Annotated in this window: 16 protein-coding genes; 13 read left to right on the forward strand and 3 right to left on the reverse strand. The window is 58.1% G+C overall.

Annotated features, from left to right (window positions below):
• Window positions 1–108: 108 nt before the first annotated feature.
• The 3 genes from typA to GWR55_RS17950 all read left to right on the forward strand — a co-directional run bounded on the left by typA (window position 109) and on the right by GWR55_RS17950 (window position 4,227).
• Window positions 109–1,923, forward strand: a complete 1,815-nt coding sequence (gene typA, locus GWR55_RS17940; RefSeq protein ID WP_162403475.1) for a translational GTPase TypA — start codon at window positions 109–111, stop codon at window positions 1,921–1,923.
• Between the two features lie 122 nt (window positions 1,924–2,045).
• On the forward strand, window positions 2,046–2,459 hold the full coding sequence (locus tag GWR55_RS17945; RefSeq protein ID WP_162403476.1) for an SgcJ/EcaC family oxidoreductase: 414 nt from the start codon (window positions 2,046–2,048) through the stop codon (window positions 2,457–2,459).
• 466 nt (window positions 2,460–2,925) lie between these two features.
• The gene (locus GWR55_RS17950; protein ID WP_238398511.1) at window positions 2,926–4,227 is read left to right on the forward strand and encodes an acetylxylan esterase; all 1,302 of its coding nucleotides are present in this window, start codon (window positions 2,926–2,928) and stop codon (window positions 4,225–4,227) included.
• A gap of 116 nt (window positions 4,228–4,343) precedes the next feature.
• Here GWR55_RS17950 and GWR55_RS17955 read toward each other — a convergent pair whose 3' ends face one another.
• The gene (locus GWR55_RS17955) at window positions 4,344–5,717 is read right to left on the reverse strand and encodes a mandelate racemase/muconate lactonizing enzyme family protein (RefSeq protein WP_162403477.1); all 1,374 of its coding nucleotides are present in this window, start codon (window positions 5,715–5,717) and stop codon (window positions 4,344–4,346) included.
• A 229-nt stretch (window positions 5,718–5,946) separates the two neighbouring features.
• Here GWR55_RS17955 and GWR55_RS17960 point away from each other — a divergent pair, with 229 nt between their 5' ends.
• On the forward strand, window positions 5,947–7,086 hold the full coding sequence (locus tag GWR55_RS17960; protein WP_162403478.1) for a glycoside hydrolase family 130 protein: 1,140 nt from the start codon (window positions 5,947–5,949) through the stop codon (window positions 7,084–7,086).
• Between the two features lie 4 nt (window positions 7,087–7,090).
• Here the strand turns inward: GWR55_RS17960 and GWR55_RS17965 are convergent, their stop codons facing one another.
• Together GWR55_RS17965 and GWR55_RS17970 are read right to left on the reverse strand one after the other, a co-directional pair.
• On the reverse strand, window positions 7,091–9,550 hold the full coding sequence (locus GWR55_RS17965; protein ID WP_162403479.1) for an ABC transporter permease: 2,460 nt from the start codon (window positions 9,548–9,550) through the stop codon (window positions 7,091–7,093).
• A 148-nt stretch (window positions 9,551–9,698) separates the two neighbouring features.
• Window positions 9,699–10,319, reverse strand: a complete 621-nt coding sequence (locus GWR55_RS17970) for a superoxide dismutase (protein WP_162403480.1) — start codon at window positions 10,317–10,319, stop codon at window positions 9,699–9,701.
• Window positions 10,320–10,540: 221 nt separating this feature from the next.
• Between GWR55_RS17970 and GWR55_RS17975 the strand changes: the two genes are divergently transcribed.
• The 9 genes from GWR55_RS17975 to GWR55_RS18015 all read left to right on the forward strand — a co-directional run bounded on the left by GWR55_RS17975 (window position 10,541) and on the right by GWR55_RS18015 (window position 24,673).
• Window positions 10,541–12,997 (forward strand): glycoside hydrolase family 15 protein, encoded by a 2,457-nt coding sequence (locus GWR55_RS17975; protein ID WP_162403481.1) that lies wholly within the window; start codon window positions 10,541–10,543, stop codon window positions 12,995–12,997.
• Window positions 12,998–13,117: 120 nt separating this feature from the next.
• Entirely contained in the window at window positions 13,118–15,121 is a 2,004-nt protein-coding gene (gene tkt, locus GWR55_RS17980) for a transketolase (RefSeq protein ID WP_162403482.1), read from the forward strand.
• A 213-nt stretch (window positions 15,122–15,334) separates the two neighbouring features.
• Window positions 15,335–16,189, forward strand: a complete 855-nt coding sequence (locus GWR55_RS17985; protein ID WP_162403483.1) for an oxidoreductase — start codon at window positions 15,335–15,337, stop codon at window positions 16,187–16,189.
• A gap of 80 nt (window positions 16,190–16,269) precedes the next feature.
• Window positions 16,270–17,175 (forward strand): phosphogluconate dehydrogenase (NAD(+)-dependent, decarboxylating), encoded by a 906-nt coding sequence (gene gnd, locus GWR55_RS17990; protein WP_162403484.1) that lies wholly within the window; start codon window positions 16,270–16,272, stop codon window positions 17,173–17,175.
• Between the two features lie 29 nt (window positions 17,176–17,204).
• Window positions 17,205–18,761, forward strand: a complete 1,557-nt coding sequence (gene zwf, locus GWR55_RS17995) for a glucose-6-phosphate dehydrogenase (RefSeq protein ID WP_162403485.1) — start codon at window positions 17,205–17,207, stop codon at window positions 18,759–18,761.
• A gap of 93 nt (window positions 18,762–18,854) precedes the next feature.
• Entirely contained in the window at window positions 18,855–19,646 is a 792-nt protein-coding gene (pgl, locus tag GWR55_RS18000) for a 6-phosphogluconolactonase (RefSeq protein ID WP_162403486.1), read from the forward strand.
• Window positions 19,647–20,696, forward strand: a complete 1,050-nt coding sequence (glk, locus tag GWR55_RS18005) for a glucokinase (RefSeq protein ID WP_162403487.1) — start codon at window positions 19,647–19,649, stop codon at window positions 20,694–20,696.
• A 93-nt stretch (window positions 20,697–20,789) separates the two neighbouring features.
• Complete coding sequence (locus tag GWR55_RS18010; RefSeq protein ID WP_162403488.1) at window positions 20,790–23,390, forward strand: M1 family metallopeptidase; 2,601 nt, start codon at window positions 20,790–20,792, stop codon at window positions 23,388–23,390.
• Between the two features lie 14 nt (window positions 23,391–23,404).
• On the forward strand, window positions 23,405–24,673 hold the full coding sequence (locus tag GWR55_RS18015) for an MFS transporter (RefSeq protein WP_162403489.1): 1,269 nt from the start codon (window positions 23,405–23,407) through the stop codon (window positions 24,671–24,673).
• The last annotated feature ends 706 nt before the right edge of the window (window positions 24,674–25,379 follow it).

Below are 25,379 nucleotides of genomic sequence, written 5' to 3' on the forward strand. Positions count from 1 at the left end.
CCGGCTTGAGTCCTCGGACTTCGACCTGGTGCGGTAAAATTAGAAGGCGCGTGCATTTTTCCAGATTTCCCCATCCTTCTGCGCGCAAAAGACAGGACATCTAACGCAGTGAGCCAGCAGCCGATTCGCAATATCGCCATCATCGCCCACGTCGACCACGGCAAGACCACGCTTGTGGACGCCATGCTCCGCCAGTCAGGGACCTTCCGGGCTAATGAAGCCGTGGCGGAAAGAGTCATGGACTCGAACGACCTTGAAAAAGAGCGCGGCATCACCATCCTGGCCAAGAACACGGCGATTCACTATAAGGACTCGAAGATTAATATTGTCGACACGCCAGGTCACGCAGACTTCGGCGGCGAGGTGGAACGTGCGCTGAAGATGGTCGATGGCGTCGTTCTACTGGTCGACGCTTCGGAAGGTCCGCTACCGCAGACCCGCTATGTTCTGGGCAAGGCACTCGAGGCCAAGCTGACGCCCATCCTGGTGATCAACAAGATCGACCGTCCTGATGCTCGTCCGCAGGAGGTTGTCAACGAGGTTTATGACCTGTTCATCGATCTTGACGCCGACGAGAGCGTGCTCGAGTTCCCGATCATCTATACCAACGGCAAGCAGGGTACGGCGACGATGGACCTGGCAAAGCCCGGCACGGACCTGATGCCTCTCTTCGACCTGATCCTCGACACGATTCCGGTCGCGCCTGGCTCGCCCGAAGGCGACCTGCAGGTGCTGGTCACCAATCTTGACTACTCGGACTACCTTGGCCGTTTGGCGATCGGCCGTGTCTTCAACGGCACGCTCCGCAATGGGCAGGAGGTCAACGTCTCGCGCGCTGACGGTTCGTTGACGCCGGTCAAGATTACGAAGCTCTTCACCTACGACGGCCTGAAGCGTACCGACACCGATACTACCGAGGTCGGTGACATCGTCGCGATCGCCGGTATCGAAAACATCACCATCGGCGACAGCTTCTGCGCGATCGAAGACCCCAAGCCGCTGCCGCGCATCAAGATTGATGAGCCGACCATTGCGATGGTCTTCTCGGTCAATAACGGTCCGTTTGCCGGCAAGGAAGGCAAGCTGGTTACAAGCCGCAACATCAAGGAGCGGCTGGAACGTGAGCTTCTGGTCAATGTTTCGATCAAAGTTGAGGACACCGGCTCGCCCGACAGCTTCAAAGTAATGGGCCGCGGTGAATTGCAACTCTCGGTGCTGATCGAGAACATGCGCCGCGAAGGCTTCGAGCTTCTGGTCTCGCGTCCGACCATCGTCACCAAGCGTATCGATGACAAGCTGATGGAGCCATCCGAGATTCTGTCGGTCGACGTCCCCGAGGAGTTTTCCGGTACGGTCATCCAGAAGCTTGGGCCGCGCAAGGGCGAGATGACCAAGATGTCGAACCACGGCTCCGGTCGCGTCCGCATGGAATTCAATGTACCGTCGCGCGGTCTGATCGGTCTGCGCAACGAGATGCTGACTGAAACCCGTGGCACCATCATCATGAACTCCATCGCCGGCGAGTACATTCCTTACACCGGCGAGATTCCGCAGCGTCCCTCGGGCGCGCTGATCTCAGACCGGCAGGGAACGACGACGACCTACGCTCTCTCCGGCCTTGAAGACCGCGGCGTCCTGTTTGTTCCCGATGGCATTGAGGTTTACGAGGGCATGATCGTAGGGGAACACTCGCGCGACAACGACCTGGATGTGAACTGCGTGCGTGAGAAGAAGCTGACGAACATGCGTGCTTCGGGCTCCGATGACGCGCTGCGTCTGACGCCCTACAAGCAGTTGACGCTGGAGCAGACAATCGAGTTCATTGCAGATGACGAACTGGTCGAGGTGACACCGAAGTCGCTGCGTATGCGCAAGAGAGTCCTGCAGGCGAACCGGCGTCCCCGTAAAGGGCAGGTGGAGTAACGGAGCTGTTACGAAACCCAGTGATTTGATCTCTAAGAAGTCCACTTCGGTTGTTCAGTACACCAAAGCTGAATGTTGGCTGGGCAACCGGGTCGCCACGATCGTGGATTAACATTGTCCAGATGAGACGGCCAGAGGACATCGCAGAGGAGTTTCAAAAAGCATGGAACAGTCATGAGATGACGACGTTCGCTGCGCTGTTCTGCGAGGATGCCACGTTCGTGAACCGATTCGGTCACTATGTGCGTGGCATCCCGGAGATCGTAGCTCTGCATGCACCCATCCACAAGACAATCTATAGCGACTCCCTCATGGAGAACGAAGTCATCACTGCAATCGCTCTCGGCGATAGTGTTGCGGTGGTTCACTGCTGGAGCCGTCTCATCGTGGGAACGGCTCATCCTGCGGGGCCGCATGCGGTGGATACCGTGATTCTTGCCGTGCTAAGGCTCCAGCCCAATGGGTGGCTCATCCAGTCGCTTGAAAATGTGACTTTGACAGATCCACGCACGGGCGAACCTGTACTTCGAAGATAATGATCGGTTGCGGCGCCGGGACGATGGTAGCCGTGCGTTTCGATCCGCTAATGAGGTCTGACCGGTGGGGCGAAGTGCGATTTTATGGCGTCCGCACCATACGGAATTTCCTCGAAGATGAGGATGCCTTGAGCCATCAAGCCTCGAACCTTGCCCAGCCGAGTCGATGCGGCGGGATAGAGTGTCTGAGCGCAAATGCTTTATAAAACAGGCTCCTGCAGCTATCGGAACTGAACTCCGGAGCCCTCTGGCGTCGATTCATGGCTTGGTGTAGAGACGGGATAGCTTGCTGTCGGTGTATCTCAATACTGGATAAAGTTTATAAATTGGGCGACCAATTTTTGACGATTCAATGTTGGTCGACCTATTGTTATGGGCGAGCATTTTCGGCATCCGATTCGGTTCTGAAATCAAAATCCACGCTCCTGGGGCGCGTGGCACGGGAGTTTTGTACATGAGAGCAAGATTGGCAGTTTCTCTGAGCATGGTAATGGCCGTGGCAGTGTTTATCGGCGGAAGCATGCCGGTGAGGGCTCAGAATCCGCAGGGTGTCGTCGCCGGGATCCCGGTTAACTATGACGAGGCGAAGGTGGGGGCCTACACTTTGCCGGACGCCTTGAAGTTGAACGGCGGCAAGACCGTCACGGATGCGAAGACCTGGTGGAAGAAGCGTCGGCCAGAGATTGTCTCTCTCTTTGAGACGCAGCAGTATGGCATTGCGCCGGGCCGTCCCAAGGGAGAGCGCTTCGAGGTGCTGGAGAGGGGAACGCCGGCGTTGAAGGGCAAAGCCATCCGAAAGCGCGTTGATATCCATCTTTCTCCGGAACCCGGCTCACCCGTCATTCACCTGGTGGAGTACCTGCCGGCGGCGGCGAAGAAGGCTGTTCCCATGTTGCTCTGCATCAGCTTCAGTGCACCTTCAAACTCCATCGACGATCCAGACCTGCCCGTAGGAGAGGTGTGGGATATGAAAACGCATACGAAGATTCCGGCGAACAAAGCAAGGGCGTTTGGGAAGTTGAATGCTGAAGCCATATTGGATGCGGGTATCGGCATCTCCACGTTCTACTATGGCGATGTCGATCCGGATTTTGCCGAAGGCTTCAATAACGGCATCCGCAAGTACTACCTGAAGGCAGGTGAGACAAAGCGCGGCCCGGAAGACTGGGGTACGATCGCGGCCTGGGCCTGGGGGATGAGCCGCGTTCAGGACTACTTCGAGACCGACAAGAGTGTGGATGCGAAGCGGGTGGCGATTCACGGCGTCTCGCGCCTGGGCAAGACGGTGATGTGGGCGGGAGCGCATGACCAGCGCTTTGCCGCCGTCATCGCGAGCTGCTCGGGCGAGGGCGGTGCGGCCCTAAGTCACAGGGATTACGGCGAGACGATTGCGCATCTCACGGCTCCCACGCGGTATCCGTACCAGTTTGCGGAGAACTATGGAAAATGGGCAGGATTCCCGGACAAGGCCCCGATGGACGCGAACATGTTGATCGCTCTGGTCGCTCCGCGGCCATTGCTGCTACAGACGGGAAACAAGGATTTCTGGTCCGACCCGAAGGGAGAATTTCTGGCAGCGGTGGCTGCAGGCCCGGTCTATAAACTACTGGGCAGGGACCCATTGGATACGGAGACCTGGCCGGAGGCGAAGCAGCCAATTTTGCATGATCTGAGCTACTACATGCACGATGGCGGCCATGGAATGGTCCCATCGGACTGGGACATCTACGTGCAGTTTTTGAAGATGCATCTGCACCCGGAGCAGTAGGACCATCGTTTGGCTGGCCGCGCAATGGAATGAGCGTGGGCTTCACGATGGCGAAACCGCTGCCACAAAATCTGTGGATTTGCCCACAGCTCAATTCCATCCGGGGGAAGAGCGCCTCAGCTGAATGTCTGGTCGTCGAAGGATTGTTTCTCATCCCACATCGGCGTCGGTTCAAAATACCCTACACCGGGGGCCAGGTGTTGTTTGACGACCTCGTCGTTGAGCGTTACGCCGAGGCCCGGTGTATCGGGTACGGGGATGTAGCCGTTCTTGATGATCGGTTTGTCGACTTCATTGACCAGGTCCTGCCACCACGGGACGTCGAGCGAGTGGTTCTCGAGTGCGAGGAAGTTTCTGGTGGCTGCTGCGCAGTGCACGTTGGCCATGCAGGAGATGGGAGTTCCGGCGAAGTGCATGGCCATGGGCACGCCATACTTGTAGGCCATGTCACCTATCTTGTGCGTGCGCAGGATGCCGCCTGAGGTGGCGAGGTCGGGGTGGATCTTGTCGACGGCGTGTGTGCTGCAGAGCTTTTCGAAATCATCGATCTCGTAGATGTCCTCGCCGGTAATCGTGGGAGTGGTGGTGGAGTCGGTGATCTGCTTGAGCAGGTCGGTGTACCACCAGGGGATAACGTCTTCCATCCACTCGAGGTTGAACTTCTCGTAGGCGCGGCCGAGGCGGATGACGGAGTTGACGCCGATGTGGCCAAGGTGGTCTGTCGACAGCGGCATGTCGTAGCCGATGGCTTCGCGGATGGCGGAGACGTACTCGCAGTAGACGTCGATGCCTTTGTCGGTAAGCTCGTTGCCGGTGAACATGTGGGGCAGGCGCTTGTCGTACTCGTTGGTGTGCTGGTCGGCGGGCTCGACAAGGGTGCCGGGGCGGCCTTTGAGGACGTCTGTACCGATGTCGACCTTGATCCAGGTGAGGCCCATGTCTTTGCGGCCTTTGGCCTTGGCGGCGAAGGCCTGCGGAGAGTCGGCCTCGGGGGTGTCAGCGTAGATGCGAATCTTGTCGCGCCACTTGCCGCCGAGCATCTGGTATACGGGTGCGCCGTAAACCTTTCCGGTGATGTCCCAGAGGGCCATCTCGATGGCGGCAACTCCGCCGGCCTGCCGCGCAACACCGCCGAACTGTGCGATTTTTTCAAAGAGATAGTCGACGTTGAGGGGATTTTCGCCGAGGATGCGGGACTTGAGCACCATAGCGTACTGGTAGTTGGCGACGTCTCGCACCTCGCCAAGTCCATAGACGCCCTGGTTGGTGTCGATACGGATAATGGGGCAGGGGCTTGGGCCGGGTTTCTTCACGACGGTGTAGCGCAGGTCCGTGATCTTGAGTGTCGAAGGGCTGGAGTGCTTGTTGACGTTCTGAATCGAGTTCTGCGCCTCGACTTTGGGCACTCCCTTACCAAGCAGGCCTGCGGCGAAGAGCGCCATAGTGGACTTCATCATCTGACGGCGATTTGCGAAGCGGTTATAGAACATCGTGACCTCTCACGGCTGTTTGTAAGTTTCTTTCCAGTATGGGCAATGGATCGCTTTATTGACAGAATTCTTTAGTGCATCGGGTCACGCTCGAGACGCTCCACCGAACAGGGATCGGTCTTCGAGAGCGAATCGAATTTCGCGGCGTCCTCGGAAATACGCTCGGGTATCTGTAGAATCGATCTCCGCTGGTGAAACAAGAGACTTTGTATCGGAGAAACGGAAAGCGATGCTGCGTGCCGCTGGGATTGCATTCATTCTTTCGTGTGCTGTCATTCCAGGCAGCTCTATCGCACAGACCGCATCTCATGCGCCGGGAAATGATTGGCAGATAGGCCCATTTACGCGGCCAGTAAATGCGCCGGTGATCCGTCCGCGCCTCGAGTCGACCTTTACCGATCCCATCTCGGGAAAGCTGGTGCACTGGGAGGCGCTGCATACCTTCAACCCAGCCGCGATCGTGAAGGACGGCAAGATCTATGTCCTGTATCGCGCGGAAGATGACACGGGAGCGATGGTGATCGGCGAACACACCTCCCGCCTCGGGCTGGCCGAGAGCGAGGATGGGATTCACTTCAAGCGCCTGCCGGAGCCGGTATTTTACCCAGATCATGATAGCCAGCAGCAGAATGAGGTGCCGGGAGGAGTGGAAGACCCGAGAATTGTCGAGCGCGAGAACGGTACGTACGTGCTGACTTACACGCAGTGGGCGCGCTCGCGCGGCGTTTATTCCGTCGGTATTGCGACGTCAAAGGACCTGCGCACGTGGACCAAGCACGGCAAGGCGTTCGGGTCTGAGGGCAAGTATGGAGCCCTGAAGTACAAGTCTGCGGCAATCGTGACGAAGCGCGTCGGAGACCGATTAATTGCGGCAAAGATCAAAGGCAAATACTGGATGTACTGGGGCGAGATCCAGATTCGTCTAGCGACCTCGACGGATCTGATTCACTGGACGCCGGTGGAAGACGCGAGCGGCAAGCCAGTCGAATTGTTGAAAGATAGGCCAGGGAAGTTTGACAGCGCGTTCCCGGAGAGCGGACCTCCTCCGCTACTGACGGAGAACGGGATTGTGGTGATCTACAACGCAAAAAATGCAGAGAAGGGCAGCGGCGATTCTTCTCTGGCGCCTGGAATGTATTCGGTGGGCGAGGCGCTGTTCGCAGCGGACGATCCGACGAAGCTGAAGGCGCGCGTCGATCAGCCCGTCTTCCGTCCGGAAGAGGCGTTTGAGAGATCGGGCCAGTACGCTGCGGGAACTACCTTCGCCGAGGGGCTAGTGCTGTTCCGGCACCAGTTGTCTCTCTACTACGGCTGTGCGGATTCCTTTGTCGGGGTAGCGATCGCGCCCGAGCCGAAGAGCCTGCAGTAGAAGCTTATTCGGCGCGCAGCGCTTCCATGGGCTCGATCTTTGCAGCCTTCCACGAAGGAAGAAACGATGCTGCGATGGATGCGAAGAGGAATAGAAGAAGCACCGAGAAGATCACCACTGGATCGCCTGCCTTCGTATCGTAGAGGAGAGTTGCAAGGCTCTTTCCTGCGCCGAGGCTCGCGGCCCAACCCAGGGCAAGGCCGGTGAGGACTGCGGGCATGACGGTCCTCATCATCATCACGTAGATGTCGCGCCGGGATGCTCCCAGGGCCATGCGGATTCCAACCTCCTGCGTGCGTGTCTGGACCGCATAGCTCAGAGTTCCGTAGATGCCAAGGAGGGCGAGCAGCAGTGCTGCGCTTCCGAAGGCGATGAGGATAGCGGTTTCAAGATGCTCCGGGGCAAGTGAGTCGTCCACCTGCGAGGTCAGCGTGTGTACCCGAGCGATTGTGACGTCTGGATTGTAGTTCCAGATGGTGGTGCGCACCGACTCCATCAGAGATGCGGAATTCTGCGAGCCGCGTACAAGCAGGTAAGTCGCTCGTGGAGGATTCTCCCAGTACGGAAGATAAACCATGTTGACCGGAGCTTCGCGAAGAGAGTTGTTGTGTGCGTCGGCCACGACTCCCACGACGGTGGAGAGGTTTCCATTGCGTTTAAATTGCCGGCCCACAGCATCACGCCCCGGCCAGACGGCGCGAGCGGTTGCTTCGGAGATGACAGCGTTTCTGGTGCCACGGTCATGTTCGTTCAGGGTGCGGCCCGCGAGGATTCGTTGCTGCAGGGTGACGAAGTAGTCCGGACTGATCCACCGATAGTTGGCCAGCGCATGACTTCGGTCAGCCTGGTCCGTAGGTGTAACGCCGTCGATCCAGGTTTCGCCTTCCAGCAGCATCGCGCTGGTCAGGGCTGCGGATTGCACTCCTGGGAGAGAACGTAACTTCGTGAGGACGCCATCATCAAAGCTGGCACGTGAGGCATCGTCGAATGTTTTGCCCTGTAGAAAGACGTCGGCGGCGACGACATGATCGGTAGAGAAGCCTTTGTCGAAGCTGGTGAGACGGATAAGGCTCTTTGCGAACAGACCTGCGATCAGCAGCAGGGTGACGCAGAAGAAGACCTGTGTTCCCACAAGCCATCGGCGGAGGGTATTGCTCCATCGCGGACCGCCCGTGCGGCTGGTGTTCTGCAGGACCTGTTGTGGACGTATGCGAAGAAGGCGTAGTGCAGGAAGCAAGCCAAAGATGAATGCCGCGCCCACGGTCAGCGTGATGGAGAGCACTAGGACACCGAAGTTGATGGAGACAGTTCCCATGCGCGGAATTGCAAGCTGCGCATACCGCGCAAACCAACGGACTGCGACGAAGGCAAGAGCAATGCCGAACAGACCTCCAGCGCAGGAGAGCAGTGCAATTTCCGCCAGCGCGTTTTGCAGCAGCCGGGAAGAGGAAGCTCCCAGAGCGCAGCGGACCGCTGCCTCACGATCGTGAGCGGCGAAGCGTGCGAGCTGTGCATTGGCTAAATTGACGCATGCGATCAGCAAAACGCTGGCAACGGCAGCAAAAAGGAGCCACAGGCGGGAAGCCGTTTTGCCCACGATGGCCTCCTTCATCGGCTGCACGTAGGCAGACAAGGCAAATTTGGCAGGGTCGTCGAGTTGGCTTGGAGGGACCTGCCGCAGGATATCTTCAGCAAGCAAATTCAGTTCCTGCTGTGCCTGCACGACGGATACCCCCGGCTTGAGGCGACCAAGGACAACATAGTTGCCAAAGTCGCTCATCCACCCGTAGTTTCTGCTGGGATCGATCACAAGAGGAGAGATCAGCTCGATTTCAGGTAGCTGCCGGGCGATTGGAGATGACGTCAACTCGTTCGCTTTGGGAAAGTAAAACTCGCGTGGAAGAACTCCCACGACGTGGTAGGGGGAACCTGCTAGAAGGATGGTCTTTCCGACGGCATCGCGGTCGCCGTGAAAGATATTCTGCCATAGCCGCCAGGTCAGGATGACGACATGTTGATGACCGTCCGTTGCCTCTTCGGGAAGGAAGTTCCGGCCGATGAATGGTTGCACTCCGAGGAGATCGAGAAGGTTAGGTTGTGCGACGACCCTGCCGATCAGCGAGGGATGATCGGCTTCTCCACGACTTACCCCGACGGAGTTGGCTTGCAGCATGCTCATGTCGCTGAAGGATCTAGCGTGTCTTTTCCATATCTCGGCATGTCGAGGATTCGGCCCGGTATATGGGAAGAACTTTTCCAGAAACCGAACCCGCTCCCAGACCGCTACCAACCTGCCGCTATCCCGATAAGCAAGAGGTTTGAGCAGGACGCCATCGACGATGCTGAACAGGGCAGTGGTGGCTCCGATGCCTAAGGCAAGGGTCAGGACTGCGGTGATGGCGAAGCCGGGCGATTTTCGCAACTGCCGCCATCCGTAGCGAAGGTCCGGGAGAATTGACTGCATGGTGTCTCCTGTTCGGCACGAGTTCGAATTGCGTGTGCCCTAAGGTACGCCGAATCAGCGATTCCGGTTCAGACTTTTGCGAGAAAGGCGAAGGCAAAGAGAAAGAGGCTGCGAATGGCAGCCTCTTTTCTATACCTGAACAGCGCGATTACTTCTTATAGTTCTTTGCGGCGGCGAAACGCTTGTTAACCTCGTCCCAGTTAACGGTGTTCCACCACGCAATGAGATAGTCGGGGCGCTTGTTCTGGTACTTGAGGTAGTAAGCGTGCTCCCAGACGTCGTTGCCGAGGATGGGATAGAGGCCCTGTGAGAGGGGGTTGTCCTGGTTGGCCGTGGTGACGACCTCGAGCTTGCCACCCTTGAATACGAGCCAGCCCCAGCCGGAGCCGAACTGCTTGGCCGTGCTCTCGTTGAACTTCTTTTTGAATGACTCGAAGTCGCCAAAGTCGGCCTTGATCTGGTCCGCGATCGCGCCCGTGGGCTCTCCGCCGCCCTTGGCTTTCATGATCTGCCAGAACATGGTGTGATTGACGTGGCCGCCCCCGTTGTTCTGCACAGTTTTGCGCACATCCTCCGGAACAGCGCTGAGGTTTTCGAGAAGCTCCTCGGGAGTCTTGCTGCCCAGTTCAGGGTGCTTTTCGACCGCGCCGTTCAGATTGGTGACATAAGCCTGGTGATGCTTGTCGTGATGCAGCTTCATCGTAGCTTCGTCGATGTGGGGCTCCAGCGCGGCGTAGTCGTAGGGCAGAGGGGGAAGTTCGTAAGCCACTTTTGTCTCTCCTGTCAGTTGTGGGTTTCTTGCCGGCCACGATTCTCGAAGGGCCGGGTCTCAGTTGTTCAGATGCCTTGTATGCCGGGTGCGATGCAAGGGACAGACAGCGCTACATCAAATATTCGTAACCTCGGCCATCATAGCGCAATCGAAGCTTTGACAGTTCGTTTACAGCGAACCTGTAACGATGGAAGAAGATTTGAGGTCTAATAACACGCATGAGCGCACTTTCTGAGAACTACCGCTGGCTGCACGATGACGGCGCGGCATTTGGCGCGCCTGGACTGGAACCAAGGTGGACATCGAGCAGAAAGGATGCTGTCGGGACGGCGTACTCCGCGTCGAGCAGGGTCTGGTACACGATGTCCCACGGAACCCTGAACGAGATCTATTATCCCACCATCGACCGTCCGCAGACCCGTGATATGGAACTGCTGTTCAGCGATGGCGAGACCTTCTGCCACGAAGAAAAGCGCGACCTTCGGTATGAGTTTGAATACATCGACGGAGATGCGCTGGCAGTGCGGATGAAGGGACACGAAGCGGGCGGGCGTTATCGTGTGACCAAGGTCGTGATTGCGAACCCGCACTTCTCCTCCGTATTGATGCGCGTCAAGATCGAGGGCGAGGAAGAGGTCCTGAAACGAATGAAGTGCTACGCGCTTCTGGCTCCGCACCTGAACGGCGGAGGAGCGGGGAACTCAGCGCGGAGTGTGGATGTTGCGGGCAAGCGCTGTCTCGTGGCCTGGAAGGAGAACACTTCACTCGCGATGGGGGCCGATTGCGGCTTTACGCGATCTTCCTGCGGTTTCGTGGGAGCAAGTGACGGCTACCAGGATCTGTTCGACGATATGCGAATGACCTGGCAGTTCGGAGAGGCGCTCAATGGCAATATCGCCGTGACTGGAGAAGTTGATATTGCATCCAACCGCGAATTCACGATCGCGCTGTCGTTTGGCGATGGGAATCATGCTGCACTGGCCGGGATGATGCAGAGCCTAGCGACTCCGTTTACCGATCACCTTTCCCGCTTCCTGCTGCAATGGAGTCGTGTATCTTCGCCCGAACGGTTAGCAGCGGAGGCGACCGATGGTGGAAAGCTGGCGAGGATCAGCCACAATATTCTGCTGGCGCACGAAGACAAGACGTTCTCCGGAGCATTCATCGCTTCAGCTTCCATTCCCTGGGGAGCGTCGAGAGGCGACTATGACCTGGGCGGTTACCACCTGGTATGGACGCGCGACATGGTGCAGACCGCGACTGCGCTGCTGGCATGTGACCATGAGGAGACAGCATTAAGGGCACTGGTCTATCTTGCCTGCACGCAACGGCCTGACGGTAGCTTTGCGCAGAACTTCTGGATCGATGGCACACCCTACTGGCAGGGAATTCAGCTGGACGAAGTAGCGTTTCCCATCATGCTTGCATGGCGTCTGTGGAAACGCGAGAAGCTGGGAACCTTTCAGATATTCCCCTTCGTGGAGCGGGCTGCGGCCTTCCTGGTGAAATATGTCCCAGTCACCCAGCAGGAGCGCTGGGAGGAGACGGCGGGATACTCTCCATCGACCCTGGCGGCAGTGATCGCCGGGCTTCTGTGTGCTGCCGACATTGCACGGGCGCATGGCTCGCTCGAGCTGGCTTCGTTCTGGGAAGGATATGCAGACTGGATTGAGGCGCATCTGGACGAGTGGACCACGACCAATGAGGGTGTTCTGCACCCGGAGATCAGACGGCATTATGTCCGTATTCAACCGCCTGAGCCTGGCGAGCCGTTTCATGACGACAGCGTACCTGTGGGCTCTTTCCGCATTGCCAATCGTGGTCCAGGCGAAAAGAACGTCTTCGAGGCGCGCGAGGTGGTCGACGCAGGATTTCTCGAACTGGTGCGTTATGGCATCCGCCGGCCGGACGATCCGCTGATTGTGGATTCACTGAAAGTGATCGATCACGTCATTAAAAAAGATACGCCGTTCGGCCCCTGTTGGAGACGTTACAACCATGACGGCTACGGACAGAGAAAGGACGGTGGCCCATATGAGGGATGGGGACAGGGACGCGCATGGCCTCTGCTGACCGGTGAGCGGGCGCACTATGAACTGGCCGCCGGGCGAAGCTGCAGCAAGCTGACGACCGCGATTGAGAAGTTCAGCTCCAAAGGCGGCATGTTGCCGGAACAGATCTGGGACGAAGCCGATCTCCCTGCAGAGGGCATGTATCATGGCCGATCTGCAGGTGCCGCGCAGCCTCTGGCGTGGGCGCACTCGGAGTACCTGAAGCTTCTGCGCTCGCTGGCCGATGGAGAGGTTTTCGACAAGATTCCCATCGTCGCGGAGCGATATGCCGTCGCTCAGGGAAGCAGGACATTTACAAACCACAGACAGATCTACTCCGCGGGACGCCCGGTTCACAGTGTGCAGGCAGGTCAAATCCTGAGAATTGTGGATGCGGAGAGGTTCCGGGTTGTCTATACAACCGATAACTGGGCCACCGTTCAGGAGGCGAACTCAAAGTTGGTGAGCCAGTGGGCAGCGTATGTGGATATCCCCACCCTTGCAAGCCAGCGAGGGAAGATTATTTTTACCAAGGTGTGGCCACAGGAAGGCGAACGAGATCGATGGTTGGGGCGGAATGTTGAGATCGAGATCCTTCCCGTTCCGGACCGATCGGTCGGCTAAGGATGCGGTTAGGGCGTCTGCGACTGTACACTGGATAAGGCGAATGCCTTAAATCGAAAAAACATGCGAATCGAGCGCCGCAGATGCGAGCGCCGGAACCCTGAAAAGGATGAATAAAGTATGAGCGAACAGCAGACCGATCAGCAGAATGCGCTTGACCAGCTCTCCATCAATGCGCTTCGTTTTCTCGCCGTCGATGCGGTGGAAAAAGCAAAGTCAGGCCATCCTGGCGCGCCACTTGGCTGCGCTCCTATCGCTTACCTGCTGTATCACAAGCTGATGAAGCACGATCCGGCCGATCCGCTCTGGATCAATCGCGATCGTTTCGTTCTGTCCAACGGCCATGCTTCGGCCCTGCTCTATGGCGTTCTGCACCTTAGCGGCTACGACCTTCCGATGAAGCAGCTGGAGTCTTTCCGCCAGTGGGGATCGCATACGCCGGGCCATCCGGAGCGTGGTGAAGCCCCTGGTGTTGAAGTGACTACCGGCCCGCTCGGTCAGGGTCTGGCCATGGCAGTCGGTATCGCCACCGCCGAGAAGCATCTTGGTGCGGTCTACAACCGCGACGAGCACGCCGTGATCGACCACCACACCTACGTCCTCTGCGGCGACGGCGACCTGATGGAGGGCATCTCGCACGAGGTTGCTTCGCTTGCGGGAACCCTGAACCTGGGCAAGCTGATCGTTCTGTATGACGACAACCTGATCTCGCTGGATGGTCCCACGGAGCTGAGCTTTACCGAGAACGTCACGGAGCGATTCCACGCCTATCACTGGCATGTCCAGATGGTCGATGATGGCAACGATCTGGTTGCTCTCGAAGCTGCCATCAAGGCGGCGCAGGCAGAGACGACCAAGCCCTCGCTGATCCGCGTACGGACGGTGATCGGTTACGGAAGCCCGAAGGCCGGCACCAGCAAGGTGCACGGAGAGGCTCTCGGCGGAGACGCTGTGAAGGCAACCAAGAAGAACCTCGGCTGGCCCGAGGACAAGAGCTTCTACGTTCCTGAAGAGGCCGCAAAGAACTGGCTTCAGGCCAAGGAGAACGGCAAGAAAGTTCACGAAGAATGGCAGAAGGGATTTGAGGCCTACAAGAAGGCCTATCCTGCTCCGGCAGCCGAGTTTGAGCGTGTTATCAAGGCCGAGCTTCAGTCCGGATGGGAGAAGAAGATTCCCACCTTCGGCACGGAGAAGCAGGTAGCGACCCGCAACGCCGGCCAGATCGTAATGAACGCAATTGAAAGCGTTGTGCCTGAACTCTTCGGCGGAGCAGCCGATCTGACCGCTTCGACCAAGACGATCTTCAAGGACTCGCCGAACTTCCATGTCGATCCCAAGGGCCGCAACGTTTTCTTTGGCGTTCGTGAGTTCGGCATGTGCGCTATGGTCAATGGAATGGCTGCTCATGGCGGTCTGATTCCCTTCGGTTCAACCTTTTTCACCTTCTCCGACTATGCCCGCAATGCCATCCGCATCGGCGCGCTGATGAGCACGCATTCGCTGTTCATCTTCACGCACGACTCCGTCGGCCTGGGCGAGGATGGACCCACCCATCAACCTGTCGAGCAACTCATGTCTCTGCGCCTCATCCCGCAGCTGACCGACTTCCGTCCGGCGGATGCGAACGAGACAGCAGCCTGCTGGCAGCTTGCGCTGGAGCGCAAGAGCGCCAGCTTTATGGCGCTCTCGCGCCAGGATCTTCCGGTGCTCGATCTTGCGAAGTACAAGGTCTTCGAGGGCGCGCGCAAGGGCGCTTATGTGCTTCAGGGCGACGGCAAGGACATCATCCTGATCGGTACCGGCTCTGAGGTTTCGCTCGTCCTGAAGGCTGCGGAAGAACTGAAGGCCGCCGGCATCAACGCGACGGTAGTTTCCATGCCCAGCTTTAAGCTCTTCGAAGAGCAGGACGATGCTTACAGGGCATCCATCTTCCCTGAGAACACTCCAAAGCTGGCAGTAGAAGCAGGCTCGACGATGGGTTGGTACAAGTACGTCGGTCACAACGGTGGAGTCATCGGGCTGGACCGCTTTGGCGCCTCTGCTCCAGGGCCCATCGCGATGGAGAAGTTGGGTATCAGTGTGGCCCACGTCGTTGAGAAGGCAAAGCAACTGGTGAAGAAATAGCAAAGAGGGCGGGGAGATCACACTCCCCGCCCTTTGCTTCAGAGGATGTCTTCCGCGTCCGATCGTCTCGGCAGAGCATCCAAAAGGAGAGTACGAGGAACCCTTTCGCGGCTGATCTCGCGACTCTCCAGCACCAAGAGCAGTGCGGGGCCTGGATCATCGAATCGCTTGCCCGTTCTCATGAAAGATCACTCGAAACAGCGAGGAGACGGAATGTCGGAGACACGCAGTCCGCGAATCTGGGTTATCACCGGAAGCTCGACCGGCTTCGGCCGGTTGCTCGCCGAAGAGGTCTTGAATACCGGTGATAAAGTGGTCGCGACGGCGCGCAAAGTGGAGCAGGTTGCCGATCTTCAGCAGAAAAATCCTGACCATGCATTGGCTCTCCCGCTGGATGTAACCAACCAGCAGCAGGCGAATGACGCAGTTGCTGCGACTCTCAAGCGCTTTGGCCGGGTCGACGTTCTGGTGAATAACGCCGGTTACGGCGTCACGGGAGCAGTCGAAGAGGTCTCGGATGCAGAGCTGGAGCCGATGTATGCGACCAACGTCTTCGGTCTGCTTCGGGTGACCCGGGCTTTCCTTCCACAGCTTCGCCAACAGCGTTCCGGACATATTCTGAACCTCTCCTCCATCGGAGGCCTGACGGCATCGCCGGGATGGGGACTCTATCAGAGCACGAAGTTCGCTGTGGAAGGCCTCTCAGAGGCCCTCGCCCAGGAGCTTGCCCCGCTGGGAATTCGCGTCACGATCATCGAGCCTGGACCGTTCCGGACGGACTTTCTGGGCCGTTCGGGCGTGGAAGCGAAGACGCGAATTGACGACTACCGTAACACTGCAGACAACGCTCGCGCGTATCGTGCAGAGCAGCACGGACGCCAGCCCGGCGATCCTCTGAAGGCCGTACAGGCGATGATCCAGGTTGTGGGCTCGCCCAATCCTCCGCTTCGTCTGCTTCTGGGCGCCGGCGCCCTCAAGCGTGTGCGGCAGAAGCTGGAGGCATGGCAAAAGGAGATGGCGGCCTGGGAGTCCGTCACCGTGGGCGCTGATTTTCCGGAGGGAACTTAATCGCATCCGGCATTTGGGAAGGCGCTCGTGCGCCATCGATAGAGAACGGCACAGCCGTTCAATGAGAAAGGAAGTAAAGAATGGAACTTGGACTTATCGGCCTTGGCAAGATGGGATTCAATATGGCCGAGCGGCTCCGGCTGGCTGGACATAAGGTTGTGGGCTTCGACTTTAACAAGGAAACGACTGCCAGGCTCACGCAGACTGGATCCCTGGGTGTGAACTCTCTGGAAGATCTGGTGAAGAATCTCTCCGCTCCGCGCGCCATCTGGATCATGGTTCCCTCGGGCGATCCCGTCGATCAGACCATTGCAAAGCTGGAGCCTCTGCTTGAAAAAGGCGATACCATCATCGACGGTGGGAACTCGAACTACAAAGACACCCAGCGGCGCCATGCCGAGGTGACAAAGAAGGGTTTTGAGTACGTCGATTGCGGAACCTCGGGAGGCGTATGGGGCCTGCAGGAGGGCTACAGCATGATGATCGGCGGCGATAAGGCTCCAGTCGAGCGGTTAACCCCAATCTTCCAGACGCTTGCTCCATCTCCCACCGAGGGCTGGGGACACGTCGGCCCCTCAGGGGCAGGACACTTCGTCAAGATGGTTCACAATGGTATTGAGTACGGCCTGATGCAGGCGTATGCAGAAGGCTTCTCGATCATGAAGGCGAAAAAGGAGCTTGGACTGGACCTGACCCAGATTGCACACGTCTGGCAGAAGGGATCTGTAGTACGGTCGTGGCTGCTGGACCTGACGGCAGATGCTCTTGACAGGAATCCCACGTTGGCTGGCCTTGAGGCATGGGTTCCGGACTCCGGCGAGGGCCGTTGGACAGTGATGGAGGCGATCGACCTGAACATCTCGGCGCCAGTCATTACAGAGTCGTTGATTCGCAGGTTGCGCTCGCGTGAGGAGAACAACTTTACCGATCGCATGATCTCCATCATGCGCGGCGCCTTTGGCGGCCACGAGGTCAAGAAGGCTTAACCCTGAAAAAGAGTCTAAGGAAGATCGATATGGCAACAACACAAGTTCAAGTAAGTCCTGACAAGGCGGCAGCAGCCCGCAACAGCGAACGCACGCCGGACCCATGCATCGTCGTCATCTTCGGCGCATCGGGCGACCTTACCAAGCGCAAGCTACTGCCTGCGCTCTATCATCTGGAGCAGGGCGGCCTGCTTCCTGAGGACTTCGCCGTGCTAGGCGTGGCGCGCCGTCCACTCGAAAAGAGCTTTGCGCCCGATATGAAAGAGGGCATCGTCGCTGGCGGTGGCGTCGAAGAGGCCGAGCCCAAGCTGGCTCCCTTCGTCGACCGCATTCAGTACTACGCAATGAACTTCGACGACGATGGCGGCTACGAAGGCCTGAAGAAGAAGCTGGCTGAGATGGACAGCAAGTACAAAACGCGCGGCAATCGCCTCTTCTACCTGGCGACGGCGCCCGAGTACTTCTCCGACATCATCAACTTTCTTGGCAAGCACAGCATGGCGCAGCCGGAGGAAGGCAAGGACGGCAAGGCTCCCTGGGTCAGGACCATCATCGAGAAGCCCTTCGGTCACGATCTTGAGTCAGCAAAGGCGCTCAATGATGAGGTCAACAAGGTTTTTAATGAAGACCAGATCTTCCGCATCGATCATTATCTCGGCAAGGAGACCGTGCAGAACATCCTGGTCTTCCGCTTCGCCAATGGCATCTTCGAGAACGTCTGGAACCGCAACTACATCGATCATGTCGAGATCACCGCTGCCGAGTCGATCGGCATAGAAGGCCGCGGCCCGTTCTACGAGCAGGCAGGCGCGCTCCGCGACGTCGTGCAGAACCACGTGATGGAACTGCTCAGCTTTGTCGCGATGGAGCCCCCCGTCTCTTTCCAGGCGGACGCTGTACGCGCGGAGAAGGTGAAGGTCTGGAAGGCGATCACACCCATTCATCCCGCCGACACCGTTCGCGGACAGTATGGCCCCGGCATCGTCGACGGAAAGGCGGTTCCCGGCTACCGCCAGGAGGATCGCGTGCATCCGCGCTCGCAGACTGAGACCTATGCTGCTCTTCGTCTCGAGATCGAGAACTGGCGCTGGGCAGGCGTTCCCTTCTACATCCGTGCGGGCAAGCGTCTCCCAAAGCGAGTCACTGAGATTACAGTGCAGTTCAAACAGCCGCCGATGCTTCTCTTCAAGGGTGGTGAGTGCCACGACTCGAGCGGCATCAAGCCGAACCTGATCTCCATGCGCATTCAGCCCGACGAGGGAATCTCGTTGCGCTTCGGCGCCAAGCTGCCTGGGCCGAGCATGGACATCAGCCCCGTTCAGATGAACTTCAGCTACGCTGACGCCTTTGGCAAGTCTTCGGCCAATGGCTACGAGCGCCTGCTGCTCGACGCCATGCTGGGTGATGGCACATTGTTCGCGCATCGCGATGGTGTGGAAGCTACGTGGGCCCTGATGACTCCCATTTTGAAGGCTTGGTCGGAGACCCCGGTGAAGGACTTCCCGAACTATGCCGCCGGAACCTGGGGGCCGTCCGCTGCCGATGCTCTGCTTGAATCCGAAGGACGCAAGTGGCGTAAGCTGTAATCGCGTCCTCGGTCCCGGCAGGCGCATCCGTAAAGGCTCTGCCGGGACAGAAACTTCTCTTCAAATGCAATTGCATCAAAACGAATAGGAACTATGCCGCGACCTGTCGTCGTTACCTACCGCGTCTCTTCTACTCCGGCCGAGGTTGCAAAGGCCGCCGCCGAGCTCTTCACCTCGGCCGTCGTCGATGCTGCAAAGTCACGAGGCATCGCGCGCGTTGCCATCTCCGGAGGCACTACACCAAAGGCGATGTTTGCTCTTCTTGCCGACCCTGCACAGCCCTTCGTGAAAGAGATTCCGTGGGACAAGCTCGACCTCTATTGGGTGGACGAGCGCTGCGTTGCCCCCGATGATCCGGAGTCCAACTACCGGATGACACAGGAGGCTCTGCTGTCGAAGGTTCCTCTTCCCGCTGAAAGAATTCATCGCATGGAAGGCGAATTGAACCCCGAGGAGGCGGCAGCGCGGTACGAAGCGATCATTCGCAACGGCTTCCGGCTGGAGGGTGCAGAGACACCCACCTTCGACCTCGTCCTGCTCGGGATGGGAGATGACGGTCACACCGCCTCGTTGTTCCCCCATACAGATGCAATCGACGACATGATGCACATTGTCGTCGCCAATCATGTTCCCCAGAAGGACACGTGGCGCATCACGCTGACGTGGCCGGTCATCAACCAGGGGAGGGAAGTCGTCTTCTTGATCGAAGGCGCAGACAAGGCGCAGGTGCTGCACGAGGTGATGCAGGGTCCGTATCAGCCCGACACTTATCCTTCGCAGATCATTCGACCGGCGAGTGGGAAACTGACCCTCTTGCTGGACGCTGCGGCAGCCGATAAGCTGCCAGAACCGATGAACGGAATCGGAACCCTGGAGCTGAAATAGATGATCCTTGCTGGTGATGTCGGCGGCACAAAGGTCCACCTCGCTCTCTATGACTTTACGGGCGGGCAACTGCATCCGCTGCGCGACAAGAAATTTCCGGCTCATCAATTCTCCTCGCTCGATGAGGTCGTTAACGAATTCCTGAGTGGCGATGAAGATACGTCCGCGACCAGGCGCGAAGAGATCCTCGCGGCATGCTTCGGTTGCCCCGGCCCGGTGCGCGACGGCCGGCTGAAGCTGACGAATCTTCCCTGGGTGCTCGATGTGCGCGATCTGTCACGCTCGCTCTCCATCAGGCACGTCTTCCTTATCAACGATCTCGAGGCCAACGGTTACGGCATCCCGGAACTTGCGCCTGACAAGATTTACACCCTCCACCAGGGAGATCCCAACGCCGAGGGGCATCGCGGCCTCGTTTCGGCTGGCACCGGACTCGGCGAAGCCCTGCTGATCTGGGACGGCAAGAAACACAACCCGATTCCTTCTGAAGGCGGTCACTGCGATTTCGCTGCGCGCTCTAATCGTGAGATTGCGATGCTCGAATACCTGCGCAGCACCCTGAAGGGACGAGTCAGCTTCGAACGCGTCGTCTCCGGCATGGGCATCCAGAATATCTATCGCTTCCTGCGCGATGTAGAAAAGATCGACGAGCCAAAGTGGCTGTGCGACCGCATGGCCGCTGAAGACCCGAACGTCGTCATCGGCGAGTGCGCGGAAGATGGCTCAAGCTCCATCTGCTTTGAAACCATGAAGACCTTCGCTTCGGCCTACGGGGCAGAGGCCGGGAATCTCGCCCTTAAGGTGCTGGCGGCTGGAGGGACTTATCTTGGCGGCGGCATCGCTCCCAAACGCCTGAAATCCCTGCAAAATGGTTTCTTTATGCAGGCATTCCTGGATAAGGGCCGTATGTCGCCTCTGCTGCAGTCCATTCCGGTACGCATTATTCTCGATGAGGCCTGCGCATTGCTGGGTGCGGCTGCCTATGCCGAGGCACGCGCGGCCGAGGCGGGCGGCGTCTCCGAACGAGCGGCATCACTAGGCAAGTCTTAGGGCTGCAGCTGGTCCCACAAAGCGGTCGAATCCTTCACGTCTGGTGCGGGTTTCGCAGCCCCGCCAGCCCTGCTCCGGTATCTTTAAAGGGATATGAACCGCCTCCTTCGTCGTGCTCTGTGCACACTGGCTATTGTCCTCTTCGCTGCTTCCTCCTCCCTTGAGGCTCAACGTCTTCCTCTGGGCATGCATCCCGAGCACTACTCGATCACGCTGACGCCCGATCTGAACGCGGCGACCTTCACGGGCGAAGAGACCATCGATCTCGTTCTCGATCATCCCGGCAGAACCATCACGCTGAATGCCGCAGAGATCAAGTTTCTTTCGGTGAAGGCTGGATCGCAGGCCGCCGCGATCTCAGAGGACAGTAGCAAAGAACAGGCGACCTTTACCTTTCCGCAGGAGCTTCCAGCAGGCAAGGCCACGCTCGCCATCAGCTATACCGGAATTCTGAACGACAAGCTGCGCGGCTTCTATCTATCAAAGACGAAAGCCCGCAACTATGCCGTAACGCAGTTCGAACCCACCGATGCGCGCCGGGCATTTCCCAGCTTCGATGAGCCTGCCTTGAAGGCGACTTACGACATCACACTCGTTATCGATTCGCGCGATACCGCGATCTCAAATACGCAGATCGTCTCTGATAAGCCTGGCCCAATCGCTGGAAAGCATACGGTGAAATTTGCGACTACACCGAAGATGTCGACTTACCTGGTAGCGTTCCTCGTTGGTGACTTCAAGTGCACGCGTGGAAAGGCCGATGGCGTTCCCATCCGCGCCTGCGCAACCCCAGACAAGGTTGCGCTGACGAAATTCGCACTCGAGTCGGCGGAGTATATCCTGCCCTATTACGACAAATACTTCGGGATCAAGTACCCGATGCCCAAACTCGACATGGTTGCCCTGCCGGACTTCGAGGCTGGGGCCATGGAGAACTTTGGCTGCATCACCTATCGCGAGACCGATCTTCTGGTGGATGAGAAGAACGGCGCCATTCCGGCAAAGAAGCGCGTAGCCATTGTCGTCGCACACGAGATGGCGCACCAGTGGTTCGGCGACATGGTCACGATGCAATGGTGGGACAACATTTGGCTGAACGAGGGCTTCGCTAGCTGGATGGAATCGAAGCCCGTCGCGAAGTGGAAGCCCGAATGGGACTTCCCGCAAGACGACGCGCACGACCTGGATACAACGCTCAATCTCGATTCGCAGAAGACCACACGCACGATTCGTGCGAAAGCGGAGACTCCTGACGAGATCAACGAGATGTTCGACGGTATTGCCTACGGTAAGGCGGGCGCTGTGTTGGGAATGGTAGAAAACTACCTGGGTGAGGAGACCTTCCGGCAGGGTGTTCACAACTACCTGGCTGCGCATCTCTATGCCAACGCCACGGCCGAAGACTTCTGGAATGCCCAGACATCAACCTCGCACAAGCCGGTCGACAGGATTATGGAGAGCTTCGTAACTCAGCCGGGAGTGCCTCTGCTCAGCTTTTCAGAGGCTTCGGCATCGGGAGTTTCGGTAGCACAGAGCCGCTTCTTCCTTTCAGGCACTGCTGCAGACTCAACGCAACGATGGACGCTTCCCATCTGCTTGAAGACCAGCAGCAAGCCCGATTGCACCGTAATCACTCCAGATCAAACAACGATTTCGTTGCCCCGGGAAAAAGCGGCTTCGTTCTTCTACGCAAATGCGGGAGCCAAGGGCTACTACCGGACGGCCTATACAGCTTCCCAGTTCAAAGCCATCGTGACGAATGTAGAGTCCGCACTCAACCCGCAGGAACGCATCGATCTCATCGGCGACCGCTGGGCACTGATGCGCTCCGGACAGGGAGACTCCGGGGACTTCATGGATCTCGTGCTGGCGCTTCGAAAAGATCAGAATGGCCTGGTGATGGGGAGCGCGCTCGACAAGGTCAAGACCATCCACTCGCGCATCGCGACCGATGAAGACCGCGAGCAGCTTGACGCCATCCTTCGCCGGGAGTTCAGCTCTATCTATGCTTCGCTCGGTCACCCCGTCCAGGGCGAATCGTACTCCCGACAGCAGCTTCGCGCCGAGTTGATGGAGATCCTTGGCGACGCAAAAGATCCCGATGTGCTCGCCCAGGCAAAAGACCTGACGGATCGTGCCTATGGCCCAGGCGCCCGCAAGGATAAAGATCTCGATCCCATCCTGACAGTCTCGGCAATCGCGATTACGGCTGCTCAAGGTGATACCGCTCTCTACGACAAGGTGCTGGCTGCCAGCAAAGACGGGAGCGATCCCGGCCTTCAGTCGGAGGCTCTGCGAACCCTGGCGCTTTTCAGCGACCCTGCATTCGTCCGGCGCACCATGGACTATGTGACCTCCGGTCAGGTAAGAAACCAGGACAGCTGGATCCCAATGGCGATTCTGCTCTCCGATCGCGAGACACGCGAGCCCACCTGGAACTACATTCGTGAGCACTGGGATAGAGTGCACGCACAGTTCACCACTAACTCCGGATCGCGCGTCGTGGCCGCAGCGGGGACTTTTTGTTCAGTCGAGAAGCGCGATGAAGTTGCGAATTTCTTCGACGCCCACAAAGTGGACGCCGCAGAGCGCACGCTCGCCAAGGCTCTCGACAACATCAATGACTGCATCCGCCTGCGCACGGCACAGGAACCTAATCTGCGCCGCTGGCTCGCCAGCCAGACGAAACCGTGACGACCTCGGCAAAGATGGCTGAATCCAGAACCTCAGCGCTTCGGCAGTGGGCTCCTGCAATGTCGATGACGCTGCTGGGCCTGTTGAGTTATGTGGATCGCAGTGTGCTTGCCATTCTGAGCCCTACGATCCTTACATCGTTGCATCTCTCAGCGACGCAGTACGGTTACGCCATCCTGGTCTTCAGTCTCTGCTACATGGTAGCGAATCCCATCTGGGGTCTTTGGATGGATCGCGCCGGTCTGTGGATCATCACCCTTACGGCCGTCGCCATCTGGTCGTTTGCCTCGGGCAGTCATGGTCTCATGCTCGGTTTTGCAGGCATGTGCATCGCACGTGGGGTGCTGGGCTTCGGCGAAGGCGCGACCTTCCCGGCGGGACTCAAGACCGTTACCGAAACATTACCAGAGGAAAAGCGCGCCTTCGGGTTAGGTATCGCTTATAGCGGAAGCTCGCTCGGCGCGGCCCTGACGCCGTTGCTCATCACTCCGGTCGCTCTGCGCTGGGGATGGCGCGCTGCTTTTGGTATTACCGCTCTGCTTGGCTTCCTGTGGATCATCCTCTGGGTGGTGTTGCGATTCTCCGGCTGGTACGATCCTGCTGCTGCACGACCCTCCGGGTCTCGGGAAACGACAATCTCCGGCGAATCGCGCTGGAGCCGCAACCTCTTTGCTGCTGCCGCTGCCTATGGCCTCGGAGCCGCTCCGCTGGCCTTCGGACTCTATGCTGCTCCGTTGTACCTTACCCGCGTCCTTCATCTGGGCCAGGCCTCTCTCGGTCATGTGCTGTGGCTTCCTCCGGCGGGCTGGGAGGCAGGCTATCTCGTCTTCGGCAGACTGGCCGATCGAAGGCAAAGACACGATCTCCAGCAGGGCCGTTCACGGCGTCCCGGCGATGTCTTCCTGCTGCTCTCCATCGCAGGTTTCCTCATCCTGCTGGCTCCTGCAGCTGCGCGAAGCTCTTCGCCTGTCTTTCTGACCATGTTGCTCTTCTTCCTGCAGATGTTTGTCGCAGGGGGCTTCGTCGTCTTCGCTCTCGCCGATGGTATGGCCATGCTGCCGAAGGAGCATTCTGCATTTCTTGCCGGCTTTGCCATCTCGGCCTGGGCACTGACAACCGGGCTCCTAATGCCCCTGCTGGGGCATCTCTTCGATCAGCGCCGCTACGCCCTCACCTTTTGGCTCGTATCCTGTCTTCCTCCATTGGGAACGCTCCTGTGGAGGCTCCTCTCACGGCCTCCACGCCAGGCTAAGTTCCAACTGAGCAGGTCAGCTGGCGCTTAGGCTCGAGTTTTCACCGACAAAACTGTGGACAAAGTTGTCAGTACCAGCAGGCGGCCTCTTTCGCTATGGCCGGAGATGCAGCAGGTCTTCAATCGGAACTTCCTATGTTTTATTCTGATTGACGCACAAGCTGACCCTTGGAGGAAACGGGTTTGGCGAATCGAACGATCTTCCTGGAAACAGGCTTCTTGATCCTTCAGGGTATACGAGCGGCCTCCTCTGCTGCAGACATGCCCGACACCTTATGCGCCTACGGTATGCGTGGAAAATGAAGAGGCATGAGGTGCCGTGCAGGAATATTTTTCCTATGATTTACCTCGACTTTGCATATGTGCAGAGCATAAGCTTCGCAACTGCGTAATCCTCACCAAGGTTTCATATGTAGCAAACGCCAGTTTGTTTGCACTCGTCCAACTTTTCGTCTTCTTGATAATGTCGCGACGGAGTGCTCGTCTGGTTTTCGTATCAAGCCTGTGGCTTGATATTCCTGTGCGATCTGGGTGGAGCTGTTCTTCGAAGGATGATGCTTTCAAAGGCCACGGTAACATTCTGAACGCGGGAGATCGCTATGAGCACGATATGGATCGAGTGGAGAACAGGAAACCAAAGCCAGAGTGCGAAGGCTGATGATTCGTTTCAGGCTGGATTTCGTTGCATTATAAAACTGACCATTCTCATATTTTTGGCGGTTGCAGCCTTGTCTCCC

Source organism: Edaphobacter sp. 12200R-103 (assembly GCF_010093025.1).
Taxonomy (GTDB): domain Bacteria; phylum Acidobacteriota; class Terriglobia; order Terriglobales; family Acidobacteriaceae; genus Edaphobacter.

Bases quoted from the DNA above. Each gene is read 5' to 3' on its own strand.
- GWR55_RS17945 (WP_162403476.1), top strand. From the start codon at position 2,046: ATGAGACGGCCAGAGGACATCGCAGAGGAGTTTCAAAAAGCATGGAAC.
- GWR55_RS17955 (WP_162403477.1), bottom strand. From the start codon at position 5,717: ATGTTCTATAACCGCTTCGCAAATCGCCGTCAGATGATGAAGTCCACT.
- GWR55_RS17960 (WP_162403478.1), top strand. From the start codon at position 5,947: ATGCTGCGTGCCGCTGGGATTGCATTCATTCTTTCGTGTGCTGTCATT.
- GWR55_RS17965 (WP_162403479.1), bottom strand. From the start codon at position 9,550: ATGCAGTCAATTCTCCCGGACCTTCGCTACGGATGGCGGCAGTTGCGA.
- GWR55_RS17975 (WP_162403481.1), top strand. From the start codon at position 10,541: ATGAGCGCACTTTCTGAGAACTACCGCTGGCTGCACGATGACGGCGCG.
- tkt (WP_162403482.1), top strand. From the start codon at position 13,118: ATGAGCGAACAGCAGACCGATCAGCAGAATGCGCTTGACCAGCTCTCC.
- GWR55_RS17985 (WP_162403483.1), top strand. From the start codon at position 15,335: ATGTCGGAGACACGCAGTCCGCGAATCTGGGTTATCACCGGAAGCTCG.
- gnd (WP_162403484.1), top strand. From the start codon at position 16,270: ATGGAACTTGGACTTATCGGCCTTGGCAAGATGGGATTCAATATGGCC.
- zwf (WP_162403485.1), top strand. From the start codon at position 17,205: ATGGCAACAACACAAGTTCAAGTAAGTCCTGACAAGGCGGCAGCAGCC.
- pgl (WP_162403486.1), top strand. From the start codon at position 18,855: ATGCCGCGACCTGTCGTCGTTACCTACCGCGTCTCTTCTACTCCGGCC.
- glk (WP_162403487.1), top strand. From the start codon at position 19,647: ATGATCCTTGCTGGTGATGTCGGCGGCACAAAGGTCCACCTCGCTCTC.
- GWR55_RS18010 (WP_162403488.1), top strand. From the start codon at position 20,790: ATGAACCGCCTCCTTCGTCGTGCTCTGTGCACACTGGCTATTGTCCTC.
- GWR55_RS18015 (WP_162403489.1), top strand. From the start codon at position 23,405: ATGGCTGAATCCAGAACCTCAGCGCTTCGGCAGTGGGCTCCTGCAATG.